18 protein-coding genes are annotated in these 24064 nt (G+C 60.1%); all 18 read left to right on the top strand.

The annotated features are described in order from the left end of the window. Window positions 1–22: 22 nt before the first annotated feature. The 18 genes from BLU24_RS12375 (at window position 23) to BLU24_RS12290 (ending at window position 23779) form a co-directional block, all read left to right on the top strand. Complete coding sequence (locus BLU24_RS12375; protein ID WP_003223812.1) at window positions 23–436, top strand: NADH-quinone oxidoreductase subunit A; 414 nt, start codon at window positions 23–25, stop codon at window positions 434–436. Window positions 437–446: 10 nt separating this feature from the next. Further along, on the top strand, window positions 447–1121 hold the full coding sequence (locus BLU24_RS12370) for a NuoB/complex I 20 kDa subunit family protein (protein ID WP_016775278.1): 675 nt from the start codon (window positions 447–449) through the stop codon (window positions 1119–1121). Between the two features lie 69 nt (window positions 1122–1190). Then, window positions 1191–2975 carry an NADH-quinone oxidoreductase subunit C/D gene (gene nuoC, locus BLU24_RS12365; RefSeq protein ID WP_076563524.1) on the top strand — a complete coding sequence of 595 codons (1785 nt, stop codon included), beginning with the start codon at window positions 1191–1193 and terminating at the stop codon, window positions 2973–2975. A gap of 2 nt (window positions 2976–2977) precedes the next feature. After that, complete coding sequence (nuoE, locus tag BLU24_RS12360; protein WP_003223804.1) at window positions 2978–3475, top strand: NADH-quinone oxidoreductase subunit NuoE; 498 nt, start codon at window positions 2978–2980, stop codon at window positions 3473–3475. Next, entirely contained in the window at window positions 3472–4827 is a 1356-nt protein-coding gene (nuoF, locus tag BLU24_RS12355; protein WP_090284368.1) for an NADH-quinone oxidoreductase subunit NuoF, read from the top strand. The genes nuoE and nuoF overlap by 4 nt, the downstream gene beginning before the upstream one ends. A 136-nt stretch (window positions 4828–4963) precedes the next feature. After that, complete coding sequence (gene nuoG, locus BLU24_RS12350; RefSeq protein WP_093100572.1) at window positions 4964–7678, top strand: NADH-quinone oxidoreductase subunit NuoG; 2715 nt, start codon at window positions 4964–4966, stop codon at window positions 7676–7678. Continuing rightward, window positions 7675–8682 (top strand): NADH-quinone oxidoreductase subunit NuoH, encoded by a 1008-nt coding sequence (gene nuoH, locus BLU24_RS12345; RefSeq protein WP_090284373.1) that lies wholly within the window; start codon window positions 7675–7677, stop codon window positions 8680–8682. The genes nuoG and nuoH overlap by 4 nt, the downstream gene beginning before the upstream one ends. 11 nt (window positions 8683–8693) lie before the next feature. Then, window positions 8694–9242, top strand: coding sequence for an NADH-quinone oxidoreductase subunit NuoI (gene nuoI / locus BLU24_RS12340; RefSeq protein ID WP_016775283.1), 549 nt, complete (start codon window positions 8694–8696; stop codon window positions 9240–9242). Window positions 9243–9251: 9 nt separating this feature from the next. Beyond that, window positions 9252–9752 carry an NADH-quinone oxidoreductase subunit J gene (nuoJ, locus tag BLU24_RS12335; RefSeq protein WP_090284375.1) on the top strand — a complete coding sequence of 167 codons (501 nt, stop codon included), beginning with the start codon at window positions 9252–9254 and terminating at the stop codon, window positions 9750–9752. A gap of 3 nt (window positions 9753–9755) precedes the next feature. Further along, window positions 9756–10064 carry an NADH-quinone oxidoreductase subunit NuoK gene (gene nuoK, locus BLU24_RS12330; RefSeq protein ID WP_003180046.1) on the top strand — a complete coding sequence of 103 codons (309 nt, stop codon included), beginning with the start codon at window positions 9756–9758 and terminating at the stop codon, window positions 10062–10064. Further along, a complete protein-coding gene (gene nuoL, locus BLU24_RS12325; protein WP_093100569.1) occupies window positions 10061–11914 on the top strand; it encodes an NADH-quinone oxidoreductase subunit L in 1854 nt (617 codons plus the stop codon). Before nuoK ends, nuoL begins: the two co-directional genes overlap by 4 nt. A gap of 39 nt (window positions 11915–11953) precedes the next feature. Further along, window positions 11954–13486 (top strand): NADH-quinone oxidoreductase subunit M, encoded by a 1533-nt coding sequence (gene nuoM, locus BLU24_RS12320; RefSeq protein ID WP_090284379.1) that lies wholly within the window; start codon window positions 11954–11956, stop codon window positions 13484–13486. 7 nt (window positions 13487–13493) lie between these two features. Beyond that, window positions 13494–14957 carry an NADH-quinone oxidoreductase subunit NuoN gene (gene nuoN, locus BLU24_RS12315; protein ID WP_093100567.1) on the top strand — a complete coding sequence of 488 codons (1464 nt, stop codon included), beginning with the start codon at window positions 13494–13496 and terminating at the stop codon, window positions 14955–14957. 314 nt (window positions 14958–15271) lie between these two features. Continuing rightward, window positions 15272–15622, top strand: a complete 351-nt coding sequence (locus tag BLU24_RS12310) for a toxin (protein WP_093100565.1) — start codon at window positions 15272–15274, stop codon at window positions 15620–15622. Next, a complete protein-coding gene (locus tag BLU24_RS12305) occupies window positions 15612–15926 on the top strand; it encodes a helix-turn-helix domain-containing protein (RefSeq protein ID WP_093100562.1) in 315 nt (104 codons plus the stop codon). The genes BLU24_RS12310 and BLU24_RS12305 overlap by 11 nt, the downstream gene beginning before the upstream one ends. 268 nt (window positions 15927–16194) lie before the next feature. Further along, window positions 16195–16503: a hypothetical protein gene (locus BLU24_RS27885; RefSeq protein WP_177344122.1), complete on the top strand. Its 309-nt coding sequence runs from the start codon at window positions 16195–16197 to the stop codon at window positions 16501–16503. Then, complete coding sequence (locus BLU24_RS12295) at window positions 16500–21125, top strand: SpvB/TcaC N-terminal domain-containing protein (RefSeq protein ID WP_093100559.1); 4626 nt, start codon at window positions 16500–16502, stop codon at window positions 21123–21125. The genes BLU24_RS27885 and BLU24_RS12295 overlap by 4 nt, the downstream gene beginning before the upstream one ends. Further along, the gene (locus BLU24_RS12290) at window positions 21116–23779 is read left to right on the top strand and encodes an RHS repeat domain-containing protein (RefSeq protein WP_231990206.1); all 2664 of its coding nucleotides are present in this window, start codon (window positions 21116–21118) and stop codon (window positions 23777–23779) included. The genes BLU24_RS12295 and BLU24_RS12290 overlap by 10 nt, the downstream gene beginning before the upstream one ends. Window positions 23780–24064 lie beyond the last annotated feature (285 nt).

The raw sequence follows: 24064 nt of genomic DNA, 5'->3' as shown, positions 1-24064 counted from the left end.
CTCTCTGTTAAGGATTACCAGCATGCCCGAAGCGACAGGACTCATGGCCCACAACTGGGGCTTTGCCATTTTCCTTCTGGGTGTCGTCGGCCTCTGCGCCTTCATGCTTGGCGTCTCCAGCCTCCTTGGGTCAAAAGCCTGGGGTCGCAGCAAAAACGAACCGTTCGAGTCGGGCATGCTACCTACCGGTGGCGCCCGCTTGCGGCTCTCAGCCAAATTCTATCTGGTCGCGATGCTCTTCGTGATCTTCGATATCGAAGCCCTCTTTCTCTTTGCATGGTCTGTGTCCGTCCGCGAAAGCGGCTGGACCGGATTCGTCGAAGCTCTCGTTTTCATAGCAATTCTGTTGGCAGGTCTTGTCTACCTGTTCCGAGTGGGCGCCCTTGACTGGGCTCCGGAAGCTCGTCGCAAGCGGCAGGCGAAGCTGAAACAATGAGGCTTTGGCAATGCAATACAATCTCACCAGGATCGACCCCGATGCTCCTAACGAGCAGTATCCGATTGGCCAGCGGGAAACCGTTGCCGATCCGTTAGAAGATCAAGTCCACAAAAACATTTTCATGGGCAAGCTCGAAGACGTGCTGAGTGGCGCGGTCAACTGGGGGCGTAAAAACTCCCTGTGGCCGTACAACTTCGGCCTGTCGTGCTGCTATGTGGAAATGACCACCGCCTTCACGGCACCCCACGACATCGCGCGCTTTGGTGCCGAAGTGATCCGGGCCTCGCCGCGTCAGGCCGACTTCATGGTTATCGCCGGTACCTGCTTCATCAAGATGGCGCCGATCATTCAGCGTCTCTACGAGCAGATGCTCGAACCCAAGTGGGTGATTTCCATGGGTTCGTGCGCCAACTCCGGTGGCATGTACGACATCTACTCCGTGGTTCAAGGCGTGGACAAGTTCCTGCCCGTGGACGTCTACGTACCTGGCTGCCCGCCCCGTCCGGAAGCATTTCTGCAAGGCTTGATGCTGTTGCAGGAATCGATTGGACAGGAGCGTCGTCCGCTTTCCTGGGTCGTTGGTGATCAAGGCGTGTATCGCGCCGACATGCCTTCGCAAAAGGAACAGCGCCGCGAACAGCGAATCGCAGTCACCAATCTGCGCAGCCCTGACGAAGTCTGATCCAGATCTGTTCTTAGTAACGAGAAGCTGGCTTCATTCTTTACGTTGACCGAAAGCGAAAAAATAACCATGACTACAGGCAGTGCTCTGTACATCCCGCCTTACAAGGCAGACGACCAGGATGTGGTCGTCGAGTTGAACAACCGCTTTGGCGCCGAAGCGTTCACCGCTCAGGCAACCCGCACCGGCATGCCGGTGCTGTGGGTGGCCCGCGCCAAGCTGGTTGAAGTCCTGACTTTCCTGCGCAACCTGCCCAAGCCGTACGTCATGCTCTATGACCTGCACGGCGTGGACGAGCGTCTGCGCACCAAGCGTCAAGGGCTGCCGACCGGCGCCGATTTCACCGTGTTCTATCACCTCATGTCGCTGGAGCGTAATAGTGACGTGATGATCAAGGTCGCCTTGTCCGAAGGCGACCTCAGCATGCCTTCCGTCACCAGCATCTGGCCGAACGCCAACTGGTACGAGCGCGAAGTCTGGGACATGTTCGGTATCGACTTCAAAGGCCACCCGCACCTGTCGCGCATCATGATGCCGCCGACCTGGGAAGGTCACCCGCTGCGCAAGGACTTCCCGGCGCGCGCCACCGAATTCGATCCGTTCAGCCTCAACCTCGCCAAGCAGCAGCTTGAGGAAGAAGCCGCGCGTTTCCGCCCTGAAGACTGGGGCATGAAGCGTTCCGGCGCCAACGAGGACTACATGTTCCTCAACCTCGGCCCGAACCACCCTTCCGCGCACGGTGCGTTCCGCATCATCCTGCAGCTGGACGGTGAAGAGATCGTCGATTGCGTTCCGGACATCGGTTACCACCACCGTGGCGCCGAGAAGATGGGCGAGCGTCAGTCCTGGCACAGCTACATTCCGTACACCGACCGCATCGACTACCTCGGCGGCGTGATGAACAACCTGCCGTACGTGCTCTCGGTCGAGAAGCTGGCCGGCATCAAGGTGCCGCAGAAGGTCGACGTCATCCGCATCATGATGGCCGAGTTCTTCCGGATCACCAGCCACCTGCTGTTCCTGGGTACCTACATCCAGGACGTCGGCGCCATGACGCCGGTGTTCTTCACCTTCACCGACCGCCAGAAAGCGTACACGGTGATCGAAGCGATCACCGGTTTCCGTCTGCACCCGGCCTGGTACCGCATCGGCGGCGTTGCCCACGACCTGCCGCGCGGCTGGGAAAAACTGGTCAAGGATTTCGTCGAGTGGATGCCCAAGCGTCTGGACGAATACACCAAGGCTGCGCTGCAGAACAGCATCCTCAAGGGTCGTACCGTCGGCGTCGCTGCCTACAACACCAAAGAGGCCCTGGAATGGGGCGTCACCGGTGCCGGCCTGCGTTCGACCGGTTGCGATTTCGACCTGCGTAAAGCGCGTCCGTACTCGGGCTACGAGAACTTCGAATTCGAAGTGCCGCTGGCCGTCAACGGCGATGCCTACGACCGCTGCATGGTCCGCGTCGAAGAGATGCGCCAGAGCATCAAGATCATCGACCAGTGCATGCGCAACATGCCGGAAGGCCCGTACAAGGCGGATCACCCGCTGACCACGCCGCCGCCCAAAGAGCGCACGCTGCAGCACATCGAAACCCTGATCACGCACTTCCTGCAGGTTTCGTGGGGCCCGGTCATGCCGGCCAACGAATCCTTCCAGATGATCGAAGCGACCAAGGGCATCAACAGTTATTACCTGACGAGCGACGGCGGCACCATGAGCTACCGTACCCGGATCCGCACTCCGAGTTTCCCGCACCTGCAGCAGATCCCTTCGGTGATCAAAGGCAGCATGGTCGCGGACTTGATTGCGTACCTGGGTAGTATCGACTTCGTTATGGCCGACGTGGACCGCTAAGCATGAACAGCACGCTTATCCAGACAGACCGTTTCACCTTGAGTGAAACCGAGCGCTCGGCCATCGAGCACGAGCTGCATCACTACGAAGACCCGCGCGCGGCGTCGATCGAAGCCCTGAAGATCGTTCAGAAGGAACGCGGCTGGGTGCCGGACGGTGCCTTGTACGCGATCGGCGAGATCCTCGGCATTCCGGCCAGCGACGTTGAAGGCGTGGCGACGTTCTACAGCCAGATCTTCCGTCAACCGGTCGGCCGCCACATCATTCGCGTCTGCGACAGCATGGTCTGCTACATCGGTGGCCACGAATCGGTGGTCAGCGAAATCCAGAACAATCTGGGCATCGGCCTGGGTCAGACCACCGCCGACGGTCGTTTCACCCTGCTGCCTGTCTGCTGCCTCGGCAACTGCGACAAGGCACCGGCGCTGATGATCGACGACGACACCTTTGGCGACGTGCAGCCTGCTGGCGTGGCCAAACTGCTCGAGGGCTACGTATGACGCTGACATCTTTTGGTCCTGCCAACCGCATTCAGCGCTCGGCCGAGACTCATCCGCTGACCTGGCGTCTGCGCGATGACGGCGAAGCCGTGTGGCTCGACGAGTACCAGGCCAAGAACGGTTACGCCGCTGCGCGCAAAGCCTTCGCCGACATGGATCAGGACGCGATCGTCCAGACCGTGAAAGACGCCGGCCTCAAGGGTCGCGGCGGTGCAGGCTTCCCCACTGGCGTGAAGTGGGGCCTGATGCCCAAGGACGAATCCATCAACATCCGCTACCTGCTGTGCAACGCGGATGAAATGGAACCGAACACCTGGAAAGACCGCATGCTGATGGAGCAACTGCCCCATCTGCTGATCGAAGGCATGCTGATCAGTGCCCGCGCGCTGAAAACCTACCGTGGCTACATCTTCCTGCGTGGCGAATACACCACCGCCGCCAGGCACCTCAACCGTGCCGTGGAAGAAGCCAAGGCTGCGGGCCTGCTGGGCAAGAACATTCTGGGCAGCGGTTTCGATTTCGAGCTGTTCGTCCACACTGGCGCCGGGCGTTACATCTGCGGTGAAGAAACCGCACTGATCAACTCCCTCGAAGGTCGCCGCGCCAACCCGCGCTCCAAGCCGCCCTTCCCTGCCGCCGTCGGCGTGTGGGGCAAGCCGACCTGCGTGAACAACGTCGAAACCCTGTGCAACGTGCCGGCGATCATCGCCGACGGCGTTGACTGGTACAAATCGTTGGCTCGCGAAGGCTCCGAAGACATGGGCACCAAGCTCATGGGCTTCTCCGGCAAGGTCAAGAACCCGGGCCTGTGGGAACTGCCGTTCGGCGTCACCGGTCGCGAGCTGTTCGAAGATTACGCCGGCGGCATGCGCGACGGCTTCAAGCTCAAGGCCTGGCAGCCAGGTGGCGCCGGTACCGGTTTCCTTCTGCCGGAACACCTCGACGCACAAATGTATGCCGGCGGCATCGCCAAAGTCGGCACCCGTATGGGTACCGGTCTGGCGATGGCGGTGGACGACAGCGTCAACATGGTCTCGCTGCTGCGCAACATGGAGCAGTTCTTCGCGCGCGAATCCTGCGGTTTCTGCACCCCGTGCCGCGATGGCCTGCCATGGAGCGTCAAGCTGCTGATGGCCATCGAACAGGGCAAGGGCCAGCCAGGCGACATCGAGACCCTGCTGGGTCTGGTCGGTTTCCTCGGCCCTGGCAAGACCTTCTGTGCTCACGCACCGGGTGCCGTGGAGCCATTGGGCAGTGCCATCAAATACTTCCGTCCAGAGTTCGAAGCCGGTATCGCGCCTGTCAGCGCCGCCGTCCCGCCTCTGGCAAGGCCGATCGTAGTCGGCGCGTAAACGCTTAAAAAGGCGAAGGGTCCGTGCCCTTCGCCTTTCGTCCGATGACGCCTTTCGGGGCTGACTGGATTCGGACGCATAACAAGATTCCATTAGCCACGCCCGCTGACACCGGGCCAACGAAGACCTTTGAACCATGGCCACTATCCACGTAGACGGCAAAGCGCTCGAAGTCGACGGGGCAGACAACCTGTTACAGGCATGTCTGTCGCTGGGCCTCGACATTCCATATTTCTGCTGGCACCCCGCGCTTGGTAGCGTCGGGGCCTGCCGCCAGTGCGCGGTCAAGCAGTACACCGACGAGAACGACACCCGTGGTCGCATCGTCATGTCCTGCATGACGCCCGCCACCGACAACACCTGGATCTCCATCGACGATGAAGAGTCCAAGGCGTTCCGCGCCAGTGTCGTCGAATGGCTGATGACCAACCACCCGCACGACTGCCCGGTGTGCGAGGAAGGTGGTCACTGTCACCTGCAAGACATGACCGTGATGACCGGCCACAACGAGCGCCGTTATCGCTTCAGCAAACGCACCCACCAGAACCAGCAACTGGGCCCGTTCATTTCCCACGAAATGAACCGCTGCATCGCCTGCTACCGCTGCGTGCGTTTCTACAAGGACTATGCCGGCGGCACCGACCTCGGTGTATTCGGCGCCCACGACAACGTGTACTTCGGTCGCGTTGAAGACGGCACCCTCGAAAGCGAGTTCTCCGGCAACCTCACCGAGGTCTGCCCGACTGGTGTGTTCACCGACAAGACCCACTCCGAGCGCTACAACCGCAAGTGGGACATGCAGTTCGCCCCGAGCATCTGCCATGGCTGCTCGAGCGGTTGCAACATCTCGCCGGGCGAGCGTTACGGTGAACTGCGTCGCATCGAAAACCGTTTCAACGGTTCGGTGAACCAGTATTTTCTCTGCGACCGTGGCCGTTTCGGTTATGGCTATGTCAACCGCACCGACCGCCCACGTCAGCCACTGCTGGCCGACGGCACCAAGCTGAGCCTGGACGACGCGCTGGACAAAGCCGCCGACCTGCTGCGCGGCCGCAACATCGTCGGTATCGGTTCGCCGCGCGCCAGCCTCGAAAGCAACTATGCGTTGCGCGAACTGGTCGGCGCCGAGCACTTCTATTCGGGTATCGAAGCCTCCGAACTGGAGCGCATCCGTCTGGTCCTGCAGGTGCTGAAAGACAGCCCGCTGCCCGTACCGAACATGCGCGACATCGAAGATCACGATGCGATCTTCGTCCTCGGCGAAGACCTGACCCAGACCGCCGCGCGCATGGCACTGGCCCTGCGTCAATCGCTCAAGGGCAAGGCTGAAGACATGGCTGAAGCCATGCGCGTGCAGCCTTGGCTCGACGCGGCGGTGAAGAACATCGGTCAGCACGCGCTGAACCCGCTGTTCATCGCCAGCCTCGCTGAAACCAAGCTGGACGACGTCGCTGAAGAGTGCGTACACGCCGCTCCAGACGATCTGGCACGCATCGGTTTCGCCGTTGCTCACGCGCTGGATGCCAGCGCCCCGGCCGTTGAAGGCCTGGACGCCGAAGCTCTGGAACTGGCCCAGCGCATCGCCGACGCCCTGCTCGCGGCCAAACGTCCGCTGATCATTGCCGGCACTTCGCTCGGTTCGAAAGCGCTGATCGAAGCCGCGGCAAACATCGCCAAAGCCTTGAAGCTGCGCGAGAAGAACGGTTCGATCAGCCTGATCGTGCCGGAAGCCAACAGCCTCGGCCTGGCCATGCTCGGTGGCGAATCGGTCGACGCCGCGCTGCAAGCGGTGATCGACGGCAAGGCTGATGCGATCGTCGTGCTGGAAAACGATCTGTACACCCGCACCGCCAAAGCCAAGGTCGACGCTGCCCTGAACGCTGCGAAAACAGTGATCGTTGCCGACCATCAGAAAACCGCCACGACCGACCGCGCGCAACTGGTTCTGCCAGCGGCAAGCTTCGCCGAAGGCGACGGTACGCTGGTCAGCCAGGAAGGCCGCGCCCAGCGCTTCTTCCAGGTTTTCGATCCGCAATATCTGGACGCGAGCATTCTCGTTCACGAAGGCTGGCGCTGGCTGCACGCCCTGCGCGCGACCCTGTTGAACCAGCCGATCGACTGGACGCAACTCGACCACGTCACCGCTGCCGTGGCTTCGAGCACCGAACAGCTGGCGCGCATCGTCGATGCCGCGCCGTCGGCGGCGTTCCGCATCAAGGGTCTGAAACTGGCGCGTGAGCCGCTGCGTTATTCCGGTCGCACCGCGATGCGCGCCGACATCAGCGTCCACGAACCACGCATGCCGCAAGACCACGACACCGCGTTTGCCTTCTCCATGGAAGGTTACTCGGGCTCTGCCGAACCACGTCAGCAGGTGCCGTTTGCCTGGTCGCCGGGCTGGAACTCGCCACAAGCGTGGAACAAGTTCCAGGACGAAGTCGGTGGTCACCTGCGTGCAGGCGATCCGGGCACCCGCCTGATCGAAAGCACTGGCGACTCGCTGAACTGGTTCGCCGCTGCGCCGCGTGCCTTCAACCCGGCGCCGGGCACCTGGCAAGCCGTGCCGTTCTTCCACCTGTTCGGCAGCGAAGAAAACTCTTCGAAAGCCGCACCGGTACAAGAGCGCATTCCGGCACCTTACGTGGCACTGGCGAAATCCGAAGCGGATCGCCTGGGCGTCAACGACGGTGCCCTGCTGAGCCTGAACGTGGCCGGCCAGACCCTGCGTCTGCCGCTGCGCATCAATGAAGAACTGGGCGCCGGTCTGGTGGCATTGCCTGCGGGCATAGCCGGCATTCCACCGGCATTCGCTGGCGTGTCCGTCGACGGTCTGCAGGAGGCAGCGCAATGACCTGGTTCACCCCCGAAGTGATCGATGTGATCCTGACGGTCGTCAAAGCCATCGTGATTCTGCTGGCCGTGGTGGTCGCGGGCGCCTTGCTGAGCTTTGTCGAGCGTCGCCTGCTGGGCTGGTGGCAGGACCGTTACGGTCCGAACCGCGTCGGCCCGTTCGGCATGTTCCAGATCGCCGCCGACATGCTGAAGATGTTCTTCAAGGAAGACTGGACCCCGCCGTTTGCCGACAAGGTGATCTTCACCCTGGCACCGGTGGTGGCCATGTCGGCCCTGCTGATCGCCTTCGCAATCATCCCGATCACCCCGACCTGGGGCGTGGCGGATCTGAACATCGGCCTGCTGTTCTTCTTCGCCATGGCCGGTCTGTCGGTCTACGCGGTGCTGTTCGCCGGCTGGTCGAGCAACAACAAGTTCGCCCTGCTGGGCAGCTTGCGTGCCTCGGCGCAGACCGTGTCCTACGAAGTGTTCATGGGCCTGGCCCTGATGGGCATCGTGGTACAGGTCGGCTCGTTCAACATGCGCGACATCGTCGAGTACCAGGCGCAGAACCTGTGGTTCATCATTCCGCAGTTCTTCGGCTTCTGTACCTTCTTCATCGCTGGCGTCGCCGTGACTCACCGTCACCCGTTCGACCAGCCGGAAGCGGAACAGGAACTGGCTGACGGTTACCACATTGAATACGCCGGTATGAAATGGGGCATGTTCTTCGTCGGTGAGTACATCGGCATCATCCTGATCTCGGCGCTGCTGGTCACCCTGTTCTTCGGTGGCTGGCACGGTCCGTTCGGCATCCTGCCGCAACTGTCCTTCGTCTGGTTCGCACTGAAGACCGCGTTCTTCATCATGCTGTTCATCCTGCTGCGCGCGTCTATCCCGCGTCCGCGTTATGACCAGGTGATGGATTTCAGCTGGAAATTCTGCCTGCCACTGACCCTGATCAATTTGCTGGTGACCGCTGCGGTTGTGTTGTGGAACACGCCTGCGGTTGCGGTTCAGTGAGGATTTGACCCATGTTCAAATATATTGGCGACATCGTTAAGGGTACCGGTACCCAGTTGCGCAGCCTGGTCATGGTCTTCGGCCATGGCTTTCGCAAGCGTGACACCCTGCAATACCCGGAAGAACAGGTCTACCTGCCGCCGCGCTACCGTGGCCGCATCGTCCTGACCCGCGACCCCGATGGCGAAGAACGCTGCGTAGCCTGCAACCTGTGCGCCGTGGCGTGCCCGGTGGGTTGCATCTCGCTGCAGAAAGCTGAAACCGAAGACGGTCGCTGGTACCCGGACTTCTTCCGTATCAACTTCTCGCGCTGCATTTTCTGCGGTCTCTGCGAGGAAGCCTGCCCGACCACCGCGATCCAGTTGACCCCGGATTTCGAGATGGCCGAGTTCAAACGTCAGGACCTGGTGTACGAGAAAGAAGATCTGTTGATCTCCGGCCCCGGCAAAAACCCTGATTACAACTTCTATCGTGTTGCAGGTATGGCAATCGCTGGCAAGCCGAAAGGCGCTGCGCAGAACGAAGCCGAACCGATCAACGTGAAGAGCTTGCTGCCTTAAGGAAGAACGATGGAATTCGCTTTCTATTTCGCATCGGGTATCGCGGTGGTGTCCACGCTTCGTGTGGTCACCAACACCAACCCTGTGCACGCCCTGCTCTACCTGATCATCTCGTTGATCGCCGTGGCCATGACCTTCTTCGCCCTCGGCGCACCGTTCGCCGGTGTACTGGAAGTGATCGCCTACGCCGGCGCCATCATGGTGCTGTTCGTGTTCGTGGTGATGATGCTGAACCTGGGCCCGGCCTCGGTTCAGCAGGAACGCACCTGGCTCAAGCCCGGCATCTGGGCAGGACCGGTGATTCTTGCCGGGCTGCTGCTGGCCGAACTGCTGTATGTGCTGTTCGCTCACCAGAGCGGTCAGGCCATCGGCCACACCACCGTAGACGCCAAGGCCGTGGGCATCAGCCTGTTCGGCCCGTACCTGCTGGTGGTCGAACTCGCCTCGATGCTGCTGCTCGCCGCAGCCGTCACGGCGTTCCATTTGGGCCGTAACGAGGCGAAGGAGTAAGACATGCCTGCTATCCCTCTCGAACATGGTTTAGCCGTAGCCGGCATCCTGTTCTGCCTTGGTCTGGTCGGCCTGATGGTCCGCCGCAACATTTTGTTCGTGTTGATGAGTCTGGAAGTGATGATGAACGCCTCTGCTCTGGCCTTCATCGTTGCGGGCGCCCGCTGGGCGCAGCCGGATGGACAGATCATGTTCATCCTGGTGATCAGCCTGGCAGCCGCCGAGGCCAGTATTGGCCTGGCGATCCTGCTGCAACTGTATCGCCGCTTCCACACGCTCGATATCGACGCTGCCAGTGAGATGCGCGGATGAACCTGATCTTTCTGACTTTCGTATTTCCTTTAATCGGTTTCCTGCTGCTGTCGTTCTCCCGTGGACGCTGGTCGGAAAACCTCTCGGCGCTGGTCGGCGTGGGTTCCATTGGCTTGTCGGCGATCGTCACCGCTTACGTCATCTGGCAATTCAACGTCGCGCCTCCCGAAGGCGGTCACTACACGTTGATGCTGTGGCAGTGGATGGCGGTGGAAGGCTTCAAGCCTGATTTCGCCCTCTACGTCGACGGCCTGTCGATCACCATGCTCGGCGTGGTGGTCGGCGTCGGTTTCCTGATCCACCTGTTCGCGTCCTGGTACATGCGCGGCGAAGCGGGCTACTCGCGCTTCTTCTCGTACACCAACCTGTTTATCGCCAGCATGCTGTTCCTGGTGCTCGGCGATAACCTGTTGTTCCTGTACTTCGGCTGGGAAGGCGTGGGCCTGTGCTCGTACCTGTTGATCGGTTTCTACTACAGCAACCGCAACAACGGTAATGCCGCGCTCAAGGCCTTCATCGTGACCCGGATCGGTGACGTGTTCATGGCCATCGGCCTGTTCATCCTGTTCCAGCAAGTGGGCACGTTGAACATCCAGGAACTGCTGGTGCTGGCACCGCAGAAATTCCAGGTCGGCGACTTCTGGATCACCCTGGCCACCCTGATGCTGCTGGGTGGTGCGGTCGGCAAATCGGCACAACTGCCGCTGCAAACCTGGCTCGCCGATGCGATGGCCGGCCCTACCCCGGTGTCGGCACTGATTCACGCTGCGACCATGGTAACCGCCGGTGTCTACCTGATCGCCCGTACCCACGGTCTGTTCACCCTGGCACCGGACATCCTGCACCTGGTCGGGATCGTCGGTGGTGTGACGCTGGTGCTCGCTGGTTTCGCCGCGCTGGTTCAAACCGACATCAAACGTATCCTCGCCTACTCGACCATGAGCCAGATCGGCTACATGTTCCTGGCGCTGGGCGTCGGTGCCTGGGATGGCGCGATTTTCCACCTGATGACCCACGCCTTCTTCAAGGCGCTGCTGTTCCTTGCTTCCGGTGCGGTGATCGTTGCCTGCCATCACGAGCAGAACATCTTCAAGATGGGCGGTCTGTGGAAGAAACTGCCACTGGCCTACGCCAGCTTCATCGTTGGTGGTGCTGCACTGGCCGCGCTGCCACTGGTCACCGCAGGCTTCTACTCCAAGGACGAAATCCTTTGGGAAGCGTTCGCCAGCGGCAACCACGGTCTGCTCTACGCCGGTCTGGTCGGTGCGTTCATGACGTCGCTGTACACCTTCCGCCTGATCTTCATCACGTTCCATGGTGAAGCCAAGACCGAAGCCCACGCTGGTCACGGCATCGCACACTGGCTGCCGCTGTCGGTGCTGATCGTGCTGTCGACTTTCGTCGGCGCGATGATCGTGCCGCCGCTGCACGGCGTTCTGCCAGAAAGCGTCGGGCATGCCGGTGGCGAAGCCAAGCACAGTCTGGAAATCGCCTCGGGCGCCATCGCCCTGGCCGGTATCCTGCTGGCGGCCCTGCTGTTCCTTGGCAAGCGTCGTTTCGTCACGGCGATCGCCAACAGCGGCATCGGCCGTTTCCTTTCGGCCTGGTGGTTCGCTGCCTGGGGCTTCGACTGGATCTACGACAAACTGTTCGTCAAGCCGTACCTTGCGATCAGCCATGTACTGCGCAAAGACCCGCTCGACCAGACCATCGGTCTGATCCCGCGTATGGCCAAGGGGGGTCACACTGCCCTGAGCCGTACCGAGACCGGTCAACTGCGTTGGTATGCCGCCTCGATGGCTGCTGGTGCCGTGCTGGTAATCGGCGCCATCGTGCTGGTAGCGGTCTGATATGAACCTTGCGAATTTGCGAAAGGAAACGAGCCCGTCATGATTCTGCCTTGGCTAATCCTGATCCCCTTCATCGGCGGCCTGCTGTGCTGGATGGGTGAGCGCTTCGGCGCTACCCTCCCGCGCTGGATTGCGCTGTTGACCATGACCCTGGAACTCGCCCTCGGCCTCTGGCTGTGGGCCCACGGTGACTATTCATTTGCACCGGCGCCGGGCGCCGACCCGACCTGGGCGCTTGAGTTCAAGCACGTCTGGATCCAGCGTTTCGGCATCAACGTGCACCTGGCCCTCGACGGCCTGTCGCTGTTGATGATCCTGCTGACCGGCCTGCTGGGTATCCTCTCGGTACTCTGCTCGTGGAAAGAGATTCAACGTCACGTTGGCTTCTTCCACCTCAACCTGATGTGGATCCTGGGCGGTGTGGTCGGCGTGTTCCTCGCCCTCGACCTGTTCATGTTCTTCTTCTTCTGGGAAATGATGCTGGTGCCGATGTATTTCCTCATCGCGCTCTGGGGTCACAGTTCTTCGGACGGCAAGAAAACCCGGATCTACGCAGCAACCAAGTTCTTCATCTTCACTCAGGCTTCCGGCCTGATCATGCTGGTGGCGATCCTCGGTCTGGTGCTGGTCAACTTCAACAACACTGGCGTGATCACGTTCAACTACGCCGACCTGTTGAAAACCAAGATGTCGATGACCACCGAGTACATCCTGATGCTCGGCTTCTTCATCGCCTTCGCGGTCAAGCTGCCCGTGGTGCCGTTCCACTCCTGGTTGCCTGATGCCCACGCCCAGGCGCCGACGGCCGGTTCCGTCGACCTCGCCGGTATCCTGCTGAAAACTGCGGCCTACGGCCTGCTGCGTTTCGCCCTGCCGCTGTTCCCGAATGCCTCGGCCGAGTTTGCGCCGATCGCCATGACCCTCGGTCTGATCGGGATCTTCTACGGTGCGTTCCTGGCCTTCGCCCAAACCGACATCAAGCGTCTGATCGCCTTCTCCTCCGTTTCCCACATGGGTTTCGTGTTGATCGGCATTTACTCCGGCAGCCAACTGGCCCTGCAGGGCGCAGTGATCCAGATGTTGGCGCACGGTCTGTCGGCGGCGGCCCTGTTTATCCTCAGCGGTCAGTTGTACGAGCGTCTGCACACGCGTGACATGCGTGAGATGGGCGGCCTGTGGTCGCGTATTGCATACCTGCCGGCGATCAGCCTGTTCTTCGCGGCGGCGTCGCTCGGTCTGCCGGGTACCGGTAACTTTGTCGGCGAGTTCCTGATCCTGATCGGTTCCTTCGCCAGCGCTCCATGGGTCACAGCCATTGCAACGTCCGGTCTGGTGTTCGGTTCGGTGTATTCGCTGATCATGATCCACCGTGCCTACTTCGGCCCGTCGAAATCCGACACCGTGCTGCACGGTATGGACGCACGCGAACTGATCATGGTGCTCGGCCTTGCGGTGCTGCTGATTTACCTCGGCGTCTACCCGCAACCGTTCCTCGACACCTCTGCCGCCACGATGCATGGCGTGCAGCAGTGGCTCGGCACCGCCTTCACTCAACTCGCTTCGGCCCGGTAAGAGCGCTATGGAATTCACGATTCAACACTTTATTGCGCTTGCGCCACTGTTGATCACCAGCCTCACCATTATCGTGGTGATGCTGGCAATCGCCTGGCGCCGCAACCACTCGCAGACCTTCCTGATCTCGGTCGCTGGTCTGAACCTGGCCTTGCTGTCGATTTTGCCGGCGCTGAAAGTCGCGCCGCTGGCCGTGACCCCGTTGCTGCAGATCGATACCTTCGCTTGTCTGTACATGGCGCTGATCCTGGTCGCCACCCTCGCCTGCGTCACCCTCGCCCACGCCTACCTGGGTGATGGCGGTTCGGGCTACCCGGGCAACCGCGAAGAACTGTACCTGCTGATCCTGATGGCCGCCGCCGGTGGTCTGGTGCTGGTCAGCGCGCAGCACCTGGCCGGTTTGTTCATCGGCCTGGAACTGCTGTCGGTACCGGTTTACGGTCTGGTGGCTTACGCCTTCTTCAACAAGCGTTCGCTGGAAGCCGGCATCAAGTACATGGTGCTGTCGGCGGCCGGTTCCGCGTTCCTGCTGTTCGGTATGGCGCTGCTGTATGCGGACGCAGGCTCGCTGAGCTTCGTCGGCATCGGTCAGGCGCTGGCTGCAACGGGTCTGCCGAGTTCGCTGGCACAACTGGGCCTGGGCATGATGCTGATCGGTCTGGCGTTCAAGCTGTCGCTGGTACCGTTCCACCTGTGGACGCCGGACGTTTACGAAGGTGCGCCGGCCCCGGTGGCGGCGTTCCTCGCCACGGCTTCGAAGGTGGCGGTGTTTGCGGTGATGGTGCGTCTGTTCCAGATCTCCCCTGCCGCCAGCAGCGGTGTGCTGAGCGACGTGCTCAGCGTCATCGCCGTCGCGTCGATCCTGTTCGGTAACCTGCTGGCCCTGACCCAGAGCAACCTCAAGCGTCTGCTCGGTTATTCGTCCATCGCGCACTTCGGCTACCTGCTGATCGCTTTGGTGGCGAGCAAGGGTCTGGCGGTGGAAGCCATAGGCGTGTACCTGGTCACCTACGTGATCACCAGCCTCGGCGCCTTCGGCGTGATCACCCTGATGTCGTCGCCGTACAACGGCCGCGACGCCGACGCTCTGTACGAATACCGCGGCCTGTTCTGGCGCCGTCCGTACCTGACCGCCGTGCTGACCGTAATGATGCTGTCGCTGGCCGGTATCCCGCTGACCGCAGGCTTCATCGGCAAGTTCTACATCATTGCCAGCGGTGTCGAATCGCACCAATGGTGGCTGGTCGGTGCGCTGGTGCTGGGCAGCGCCATCGGCGTGTTCTACTACCTGCGCGTGATGGTCACCCTGTACCTGATCGAGCCGAACCTGCGGCGCCACGACGCCCAATTGCACTGGGAACAGAAGGCAGGCGGCGTCATGCTGCTGGCCATCGCCCTGGTCGCGTTCTTCCTGGGTGTCTATCCGCAGCCATTGCTGGTGCTGGTACAACAGGCGGGACTGGCGGGCTGATAGCTCTGTTAGAACTGGAAACAAAAAATGGCACCTTCGGGTGTCGTTTTTTTTTGCGCGGGTTTTCCGCAGCAAACAGTACGTGGCGAGCGCCGCGTCCGGTCCGGCTTACGGAGTCGAGGTCTTTTTCCCACACGCCAGTTGCGATGTCTCTCCTCCCCTCTATCGAACCTTCTCACCCCACCTGTTGACGCTTCCTACAGGTGTTTTTGCTACCGGAGTCTAGCGTTGAATAAGCAGCGAAATGGATGGCTCGGAAGCCTTGACCGATTCGCTTTTTCAGGACAACACTATACGTAGGCAGCGTACAAAACATGGATGCTCTTTTTATCGAACTCCCTGCGTTTCAGAAGCACCGCGACGATTACCTGGACGAGGACCTGTTCCTCAGTTTTCAGTTGGAATTGCTGAAAAACCCCGAAGCAGGCGATCTCATCGAGGAAACCGGAGGGCTACGAAAAATCCGCTTTTGCGATCAACGAAGAGGCAAAGGCAAGCGCAGCGGATTACGCATCATTTATTACTGGTGGTCAGGCTTCGATCAGTTCTGGCTGTTCACCGTCTACAGCAAAAGCGATCAAGACGACCTGACGCCGGCGCAGAGAAAACTGTTCAGGCAAACGCTGGATCGAGAACTCAACACGAGAACCCACTATGAAACGTGACATTTTTTCCGAACTGATGGATGGCCTCGAGGCCCTGACCGATGAGCGCCAAGGCAAGATCACGCTGCGCACCCACAAGGTCCAGTTGCCCAAACTGGTGCCGATCACCGCCGAAGAAGTGGTCGCCATCCGTCAACAGCTCAACCTCTCCCGATCGGTGTTCGCGATGTATCTGCGCACCAACACCCGCACGCTCGAGAACTGGGAACAAGGTCGAGCTACGCCCAATGCCCAAGCGACGACATTGATTCGTCTGGTCGAGCGTTTTCCGCAGACGATCGAACAGCTGGCGGCACTGAGCTGAAATTGAAGGCTCAATCCACCTGTCTGGTGGAATAACAAACGCCCTTGCTCGATAAGAAAGGGCGTTGAGTCCGTCCAGAAGTTTAATATAAAGCGCATGTAGACTTATTACTCGAAAGCCAAAAAAAAAATTAAAAAAGTATGAAAAGGTATAAACAAACACGACCAACCTGTCAGGTCTGACAGGTTACGACTCTCCCATTTTTCGTTAGCGTGACCCTACCAGGCATTCCCCTGATGCCACCTCATCTGGTAGGAGCTGCACACTCATGGCCGACGACATCCCCTCGCTGATGAACGCCCTCATCAAGTCCGACGCCCCGTTAAAAAGAGGCCGCCGCGACTTCGCAGCCGCCATGCAGAAAATGGGCTTCACCTCAGTCTTCGATATCGTGCGCCTGCCCAAGTCCGCCTCCGCTCGTCAATTGGCCCGGTACAGCGATGCCAATGCCGATGCGAAATCACACTGGACCCTGACCTTCCCCAACCCGACTGCCCAGTTGGCGATGCTCCAATCTGTCCCAGACATCATCGTGCACATCAGCTACACCGCCCGCTGCAAAGGTGGTTCGCTATGAATGAACACCAGCAGCCGCCGCACCAATCGACGATGCAAATCAACACCCCGGCCCTGCCCAAGGGTGGCGGCGCCATTCAAAGCATCGGCAAGGGTTCGGCCGGCGTAGGCAGCAAGGGTACGGCGTCGCTCGAACTGCTTTTGCCGATTTCAACCGGGCGTGGTTTTGCCCCTGCGCTGGGGCTGGGTTACAGCAGCAGCACCGGCAACAGCCCCTGCGGCATCGGCTGGCAACTGACGGTCGACGCGGTAACCCTGCGCACGGTCAATGGCGTGCCGGCGTATGACGGCAGCGACCAGGTGGTGGGCCCTGACGGTGATGTGTGGATGCCCGAGCGCAATGAAAGCGACGGCGAGCTGATTTCCCGCAGCGCCAGAACCTACAACGGCCTTGCCCTGCCCACCACCTATTCCGTCGTGCGTCACTGGCCGCGGGTCGAGGGTGCCTTCACCCTGATCGAGCACTGGTCGACCCTGGTGGACAAGCCCGGTTTCTGGCTGCTTCACGGCGCCGACGGCAGCCTGCACATTTATGGCAGCACCGCCAATTCGCGCCGGGCCGATCCGAACGACCCGCAGCGTGTCGGCGTGTGGATGATCGAGGAAAGCCTCAATACCCGTGGTGAACACATCGTCTACGAGTACAAGGCCGAAACAGACCTCCCCGCTGCCCCGCAGTATCGTGACTACCGAGCTCAGCGCTATCTCAAACGCGTGTGTTACGGCAACGAAAAGGCTTTTGCGCATCTGTACGCCTGGGACACCGGCAGTTGGGAAAACCAGCTGTGGCACTTTCAGCTGCTGTTCGACTATGGCGAGCGCAGCAGCGATCTTGAAACAGTGCCGACCTTTGCCGAGCAGCAGCCCTGGCCCGAGCGCAGCGACCCTTACTGGATCTACGCCTATGGTTTCGAATTAGGTAACCGACGCCTGTGCCGACAAGTGCTGATGTTTCATCATTTCCCCGAAGAGCTGGGCGATGACCCGGTGCTGGTGCAGCGCCTGCTCCTGCAATATCGCTCCGATCCGCTTGGCTACAACCACTTGATTGCCGCTCACCAGCAGGCTTACGACGGGCTCGGCCAGATCGAAAGCCGACCGCCCATGGAGTTCAGCTACAACGCGTTCGACCTCGCCCCGACACCCCAGGGCTGGAAAAAATTTCTCGACATGCCCGGCCTCAACGACGGTCAGCAGTATCAGATGGTCGACCTGTACGGTGAAGGCCTGTCGGGTGTGCTGTGTCGCTATGACCAGGCCTGGTATTACCGCGAGCCATTGCGCGCAAAGGCCGGCGGCGACGAAGTCGTCTACAGCGAGTGGAAACGCCTCGAACATGTGCCGACGGCTGACTCTGGCAAACCGATTCGTCAGTCCCTCACCGACCTGACCGGCGATGGCAAGCTCAACTGGGTCCTCGCCACGCCGGGCATGTGCGGATATTTCACCCTCGGCCCGGACCGCAACTGGTCGGGATTTGTGCCGTTCGATGCGTTTCCCGGCGAGTTTTTCCACCCGATGGCACAGACTGCAGACCTGGTGGGTGGCGGCCTGAGCGACCTGACACTGATCGGCCCGCGCAGCGTGCGCCTGTATGCCAACCGTCGCGCAGCAGGATTCACCGACGCCGTCGATGTACCTCATCGAGAAAAAACCGCCGCGGGCGACGACGATTACCTGCCCGTGCTCAGCAACAGCCCGACCGAAGTCGTTGCGTTCGCCGATGTCATTGGCAGTGGTCAGCAACATCTGGTGCGCATCCGTCACAACGAAGTCAAATGCTGGCCGAATCTGGGCCGTGGGCGTTTCGGCAAGGGTTTTGTGCTGTGCGCCCTGCCCTTCGCCTACAGCGAATTCAATGCCTCCCAAGTGCTGCTCGCCGACCTCGACGGTTCGGGTGCGGCTGATCTGATCTACCTGGAAACCGCGCGCCTGCGGGTGTTCATGAATCAGGCTGGCAGCGGCTTTGCGCAGAACTCAGTCGATCTGCCCTGGCCGGAGGGCCTCGCCTACGACCGGCTCTGGCAGGTCAGCAGCGCCGACCTGCAAGGCCTCGGCTGTTCCAGCCTGATCGTGACGCTGCCGCACATGTCGCCCCGCCACTGGCATTACGACTTCGTCAACGTCAAGCCGTATCTATTGAACAGAAGTTGCAACAACATGGGCGCCAGCAGCGGCGTGACTTACCGCAGCTCGGCGCAGGAATGGCTGGATGAAAAACGTGAGCAGATCGCCGACGGGGTCGACAACCCGGTTTCAGCACTGCCGATGGCCATGCATTTGGTTAGTCGGCAAACCCAATGCGATGAAATCACCGGCAACAGGCTGATGCAAATCTTCAGCTATCGCGGCGGTTACTACGACCGCTTCGAGCGCGAATTCCGCGGTTTTCGTCTTTTGCTGCAAAACGACACCGAAGCATCGCCAGCCGAACGTGCGACCGCCGGCTTCACCGCGCCCATCCTCAGCAAGACCTGGTTCCACACCGGCGAGGCCATCGATCCGCCGAGAACCGGTTATTACGACGGCGATGTGGAAGCGGTCGAGCTCAAGCCGACTTTGCTGCAGAACTACCATTTCAATGACGGTTCGGCGCAATCCTTCACAGTGGCCGATGACGACAGTGCCCGAGAGATCGCCCGTACCTTGAGCGGCCGGGTGCTGCGCTCGGAGGTCTACTCGGCGGACGATAACCCGGATACCGCCGTGCCCTATGTGGTACAGGAGCATCGCTACGGCGTGCGGATATTACGGCCTAAAAGCAAATATCAACCGTACGCGGTGATCTTGCCGCTGGATGTCGAATCGCTGAGCTACCAATACGAGCCATCGCTGGCTGACGATCCGTTGTGTCAGCACCAACTGAGCCTTGAGTGGGACGCCTACGGCAGCAGCCTGCATGGTTTCACGGTGAATTATGCGCGACGCCGGACCCTCGCCGACACGCCACCGTTCAGCGATGAACGCCAGCAGAACTGGTGGCGCCACGCCCATGACGATGCGCAACAGAAATGGTATCTGAGCCAAGCCAGAGCGCAACCGATCCACCTGCCGGATATCGAGGCATGGCGCCTGCGCCTGTCCTTCCAGCAGCGCAGCAATGCACTGGTGCTGGAAAAAGCCGCGCTGAGCGCGCAGCAGATCAACCACGAACACTTCTTGCAGATGAGCGGCGACGACGGCGAATGGGCGAAACAGGCCGTGCTGGCCAGCCTGTCATTGCAGCGCTATATCAACCCGCAAAATGCTCAGACCCTTGAACCCGGCGAGGCCACCTTTGCGGGTCTGCCGGGGTATGGGGAAAGGGCGGAACTGGATGCCATCGCCCTGAGCGCTTACGACAAACTCAAGAATGCCGACGGCGAAATGCCCTTCAATCTGAAAGAAAAACTCGAATCGCCAGAAGTCGGCTATCACATCATGCCGCTGTTTTTGCCGACAGCCGCAGAGACCGCAATCGCCGATCCGGACGATGCGAAGAACTATTTGTGGTCGGTGCACCGAGGCTTCCCCACTTACCACGGGTTCGACAGCTTTTATAACCTGGAGAAATACCGCGAAACCCGTAGTCACGGCGAAACCCTGATCATCTATGACGCGTACGGGTGCCTGACCACCGCCGTGACCTTGCCCGACGGTTGCACCACCCGCAGCCTCGATGTGGATTACCGCACCTTTCTGCCAGCGTCCATCGAAGACGCCAACCGCAATATCCAGGAAGCGCGCTACAACGCGTTCGGCGAGCCGTTGGTCACCAGTTTCCATGGCACCGAACTGGGCGAGCCGGTGGGCTTCGACCCATTGAGCAGCTACGTGCCGCCGCCGGATCGCGATCCGATGGCTGCCATTGCCGACCCGAAAAACGCCATTGGCCGGTTCGCCAGCGCCAGTTTCTGGGACACCTTCAGCTGGATGGGCCGCATCTCACGCAACCCGCCACCTGCACCGGACTGGTTGGAGTGGGCAAAGAATCACGGTTTCATACTGCCCAGCGGGCACCTTTGCGATCACGCCCGACAACACCTCGCCGGTCTGGAAAATCCCGACGCCAACGAGACGCTGCTGCGGCAGCAGATCGACGCAGCGCAACGCGAACCGGTGTACTCCGTCGCGCTGCTGGCGGACCGTTATCCCGATGACCCCGAGATGCAAGTGCGGGTCAGTATCGCCTGCCTCGACGGCTTCGGCCGCTCGTTGCAGACCAAGCAGGAAGTAGAATCGGGCATATCCTGGCAGGTCGGTGAAAACGGCGAGTTGATTCTCAACGCCAACGGCCAACCGATAGAAGCCGAGGTACCGCGACGCTGGCGCGTCAGCGAACCGGTGGAATACAACAACAAAGGTGAAAAAGTGCGGATCTACCGGCCCTACTTCGCCGATCAGCCGCGCTACATCAATGACCGGTCAATGCGCGCGCATGCCTTTCATGATCAGCAGTTCTACGACGCCGCAGGACGTCCGACCGAAACCGTGCTGGCGAAACAAATGCTGCAGGGCAATCCGCCGACGATGAAACACCTGCGCCGGCAAGTCTGGTACTGGATCTGGTGCAACGTGGCCTTCGACGAAAATGATTTGTTCGAGCCTCCACCGGAACAACGGCGGCGCAACTGGTGGTCGTGAATCCGGGCATCCACGCACAGACGCCGCACCTGAGCGTCACCGACAACCGTGGCTTACCAGTGCGGCAGGTGGCCTACTGGCGCGAGGACGCCAGCGAACCCGAGGCGCGCATCACATCCCGTCACCATGACGCTGCCGGGCGGCTGGTGGCACAGCGAGACCCGCGCTTGTTCGCCGACGCGTCAGCCCCAGCCGACCTCGCCACGGTGTATTCACTGACGGGACAGGCGCTGACGACGCTCAGTGTCGACGCCGGCTGGCGCGTCAGCCTGCTGGGCGAAGCACGTCAACCGCTACACGGTTGGGATGGCCGGGGCAGCCAACGCAGCATCGAGTACGACGAACAGCTGCGGCCACTGGCAGTGTTCGAACACGCGCACGATGGCGAGCCTTTGTGCGCCGAACGTTATGGTTATGGCGGCAGCGATCCGACGCTCACCGCACGTAATCAGTGCGGGCAACTGATTCGGCACGATGATCCGGCCGGCGCGCAGTTGTTCGAACAGTTCGGATTGACAGGTGGGGTTGTGCAGCAGACTCGGCATTTTCTGCGCTCACTCGATTCTCCCGACTGGCCCGAATCGCTGCCCGACCGCGACGTCTCGCTCGAACCCGGCGCAGGGGCTACGAGCTGTTCGGTTTTCAATGCCCTGGGCGAAACCATTGAACAGACTGACGCCAAAGGTCACCGCCAGTTCTTCGCACTGAGCCTCGCCGGACAGTTGCACGAAGTGCGCCTGCAACTGGATAAACAACCCCAACCGAAAACTCTGGTCAACGCTATCCAGTACAACGCACAAGGCCAGACCGAGCAGGAAACCGCCGGCAACGGCGTGATCACCGCATTGCACTATGCGTCCGAAGATGGTCGCCTGACCCGACTGCAAGCCAGACGCAACGACGAACTCCTGCAAGACTTGCACTATGCCTATGACCCGGTCGGCAATGTCATCAGCATCAACGACGCCGCACTGCCGGTTCGCTACTTCGCCAACCAGCGCATCGAGCCGATCAACCGCTATGGGTATGACAGCCTCTATCAGTTGGTCAAAGCAACGGGATGGGAGGCTGGTGGCGCCAATCAGGGCCCGTCGTTTTCGGCATTCAACGATCCGGCCGCAGTCACCCAGTACACCCAGACCTATCGCTATGATCGCGGTGGCAACCTGCTGGAACTGATTCACGGAGGCGCGCAAGGACATGGCCATCGCCTGCTCGCCGCCGCCCAAAGCAACCGCTGCCTACCCGTATTGGATGGCGTGGAACCGGACGAAGAAGATTTCCGTAACGGCTTCGATGCCAACGGCAATCTGCTCGCCCTGCAACCGGGGCAGTCTTTACATTGGAATCTGCGCAACCAGCTGCGCGAAGTCCGACCTGTTGAGCGTGACGGAGCGGCTGGCGATCTCGAGCGATACGAGTACGGTGCCGACGGCATGCGCCTGCGCAAAGTGCAGCAGATCCAAACCAACGCCCGGACACTGATCGCTGAAGTACGTTATCTGCCGAATCTGCAAATCCGCACCCACAGCGGCACGGGCGAAACGTTGCAGGTCATCAGTGTTCAGGCCGGGCGTAGCAGCGTGCAGGTTCTGCACTGGGAATCCGAACCGCCCCAAGGCATCGCCAACGATCAACTGCGTTACAGCCTCAACGACCATTTGGGTTCCTCCACGATGGAACTCGACCTCACGGGCCAGATCATCAGTCTTGAGCGTTATCACCCTTTCGGCACCACCGCATGGTTTGCCAGGCGCGGGGAAATCGAGGCGAGTTATAAAACCCTGCGCTATTCGGGCAAAGAGCGCGATGCGACGGGGCTTTATTACTATGGGTTCAGGTATTACGTGGCGTGGATGCAACGCTGGCTCAATCCTGATCCAGCGGCGGACGTTGATGGCTTGAACCTTTATCGTTTTGTCCGCAATAACCCGATCATGTGGGCAGATGTCGAAGGCTTGGCGCCGGTGACGCTTTTATATGGATTTGAACATGTCAGGTCACGTGTCCTGAATGGCCTTGCCACAGCGTCGCCACAACAAAGCTTCGTTCGTATCGATGAAATCAATGACGCTCTCCAAATCAATATGGAAAACGCTTCTTCTGACTTTGAAGGGTTCAATGAAATGATCCGCGAAGGCATTGAAGTAGAAGACGACAACGTCGATTACTTTATGCAGGCCACCCCCAGTTACCAAGGCACTCCTGCAGAGGCCCGAAAGTTGCTGCAAGGTTGGTCCGACTATTTGAAAAGTAACGCTGCCGCATTTGATATCACCCGAAAAATCCAGAGTTATGAAACAAAATCCACCAAGGAAGTCGGCCAATTCTGGAAAAAAAACCTACGTGAGCCGCTGTCGGAGCACGATGTCCAACATGTTACTTCAACGCTACAAGACAGTCCCGAGTCGTTGTTCTCCTTGCGCACTGCCAGTTCGATCAAAGCAGGAGACGCCGTGATCAATTGGCAGTTCCGTCAATTCTCAAAGCTGGCGTTGGACTGGATGGCAGGCACCTCTGAAGCTGGGGAAAACTCAGGCGTGGTGTTTTTGGATGTCATTGCCCGATCCCCCGATTTTGTGTTCAAAGAGTTTGCACAAGAAACGTTTACAACCTTACAAAGACGCCGGAGCGGTCTATGGAAAATCCTATAACCCGATTACACATTCCGAACGTCGCCATCTACAAAAGCAAATGGCCAAGCCCGGCTCAAATTATGCCAAAAGAGTACAAATGATCGGTCTTGATCAGGCCAGGCAGTTGTCGAACGCATAGACTTCCAAGAGCCAGATAAAACACCAGAACGACGCAGGATTCCCATTACATGACGAAATTGTAATTCCCCATCACCTCTGCGTTATCCGCAGCTTGCAACGATGTCACCCGGCGACCATGCCGGCAGCCCCTGCTCCGCCGAACAACAAAACCCACGCCGAAGC

It is taken from the genome of Pseudomonas sp. Z003-0.4C(8344-21) (assembly GCF_900104975.1).
Taxonomy (GTDB): Bacteria; Pseudomonadota; Gammaproteobacteria; order Pseudomonadales; family Pseudomonadaceae; genus Aquipseudomonas; species Aquipseudomonas granadensis.
Note: the sequence above shows the minus strand (reverse complement) of the source record. Positions and strands in the feature narration are given on the sequence as shown.

Bases quoted from the DNA above. Each gene is read 5' to 3' on its own strand.
- BLU24_RS12375 (WP_003223812.1), top strand. From the start codon at position 23: ATGCCCGAAGCGACAGGACTCATGGCCCACAACTGGGGCTTTGCCATT.
- BLU24_RS12370 (WP_016775278.1), top strand. From the start codon at position 447: ATGCAATACAATCTCACCAGGATCGACCCCGATGCTCCTAACGAGCAG.
- nuoC (WP_076563524.1), top strand. From the start codon at position 1,191: ATGACTACAGGCAGTGCTCTGTACATCCCGCCTTACAAGGCAGACGAC.
- nuoE (WP_003223804.1), top strand. From the start codon at position 2,978: ATGAACAGCACGCTTATCCAGACAGACCGTTTCACCTTGAGTGAAACC.
- nuoF (WP_090284368.1), top strand. From the start codon at position 3,472: ATGACGCTGACATCTTTTGGTCCTGCCAACCGCATTCAGCGCTCGGCC.
- nuoG (WP_093100572.1), top strand. From the start codon at position 4,964: ATGGCCACTATCCACGTAGACGGCAAAGCGCTCGAAGTCGACGGGGCA.
- nuoH (WP_090284373.1), top strand. From the start codon at position 7,675: ATGACCTGGTTCACCCCCGAAGTGATCGATGTGATCCTGACGGTCGTC.
- nuoI (WP_016775283.1), top strand. From the start codon at position 8,694: ATGTTCAAATATATTGGCGACATCGTTAAGGGTACCGGTACCCAGTTG.
- nuoJ (WP_090284375.1), top strand. From the start codon at position 9,252: ATGGAATTCGCTTTCTATTTCGCATCGGGTATCGCGGTGGTGTCCACG.
- nuoK (WP_003180046.1), top strand. From the start codon at position 9,756: ATGCCTGCTATCCCTCTCGAACATGGTTTAGCCGTAGCCGGCATCCTG.
- nuoL (WP_093100569.1), top strand. From the start codon at position 10,061: ATGAACCTGATCTTTCTGACTTTCGTATTTCCTTTAATCGGTTTCCTG.
- nuoM (WP_090284379.1), top strand. From the start codon at position 11,954: ATGATTCTGCCTTGGCTAATCCTGATCCCCTTCATCGGCGGCCTGCTG.
- nuoN (WP_093100567.1), top strand. From the start codon at position 13,494: ATGGAATTCACGATTCAACACTTTATTGCGCTTGCGCCACTGTTGATC.
- BLU24_RS12310 (WP_093100565.1), top strand. From the start codon at position 15,272: ATGGATGCTCTTTTTATCGAACTCCCTGCGTTTCAGAAGCACCGCGAC.
- BLU24_RS12305 (WP_093100562.1), top strand. From the start codon at position 15,612: ATGAAACGTGACATTTTTTCCGAACTGATGGATGGCCTCGAGGCCCTG.
- BLU24_RS27885 (WP_177344122.1), top strand. From the start codon at position 16,195: ATGGCCGACGACATCCCCTCGCTGATGAACGCCCTCATCAAGTCCGAC.
- BLU24_RS12295 (WP_093100559.1), top strand. From the start codon at position 16,500: ATGAATGAACACCAGCAGCCGCCGCACCAATCGACGATGCAAATCAAC.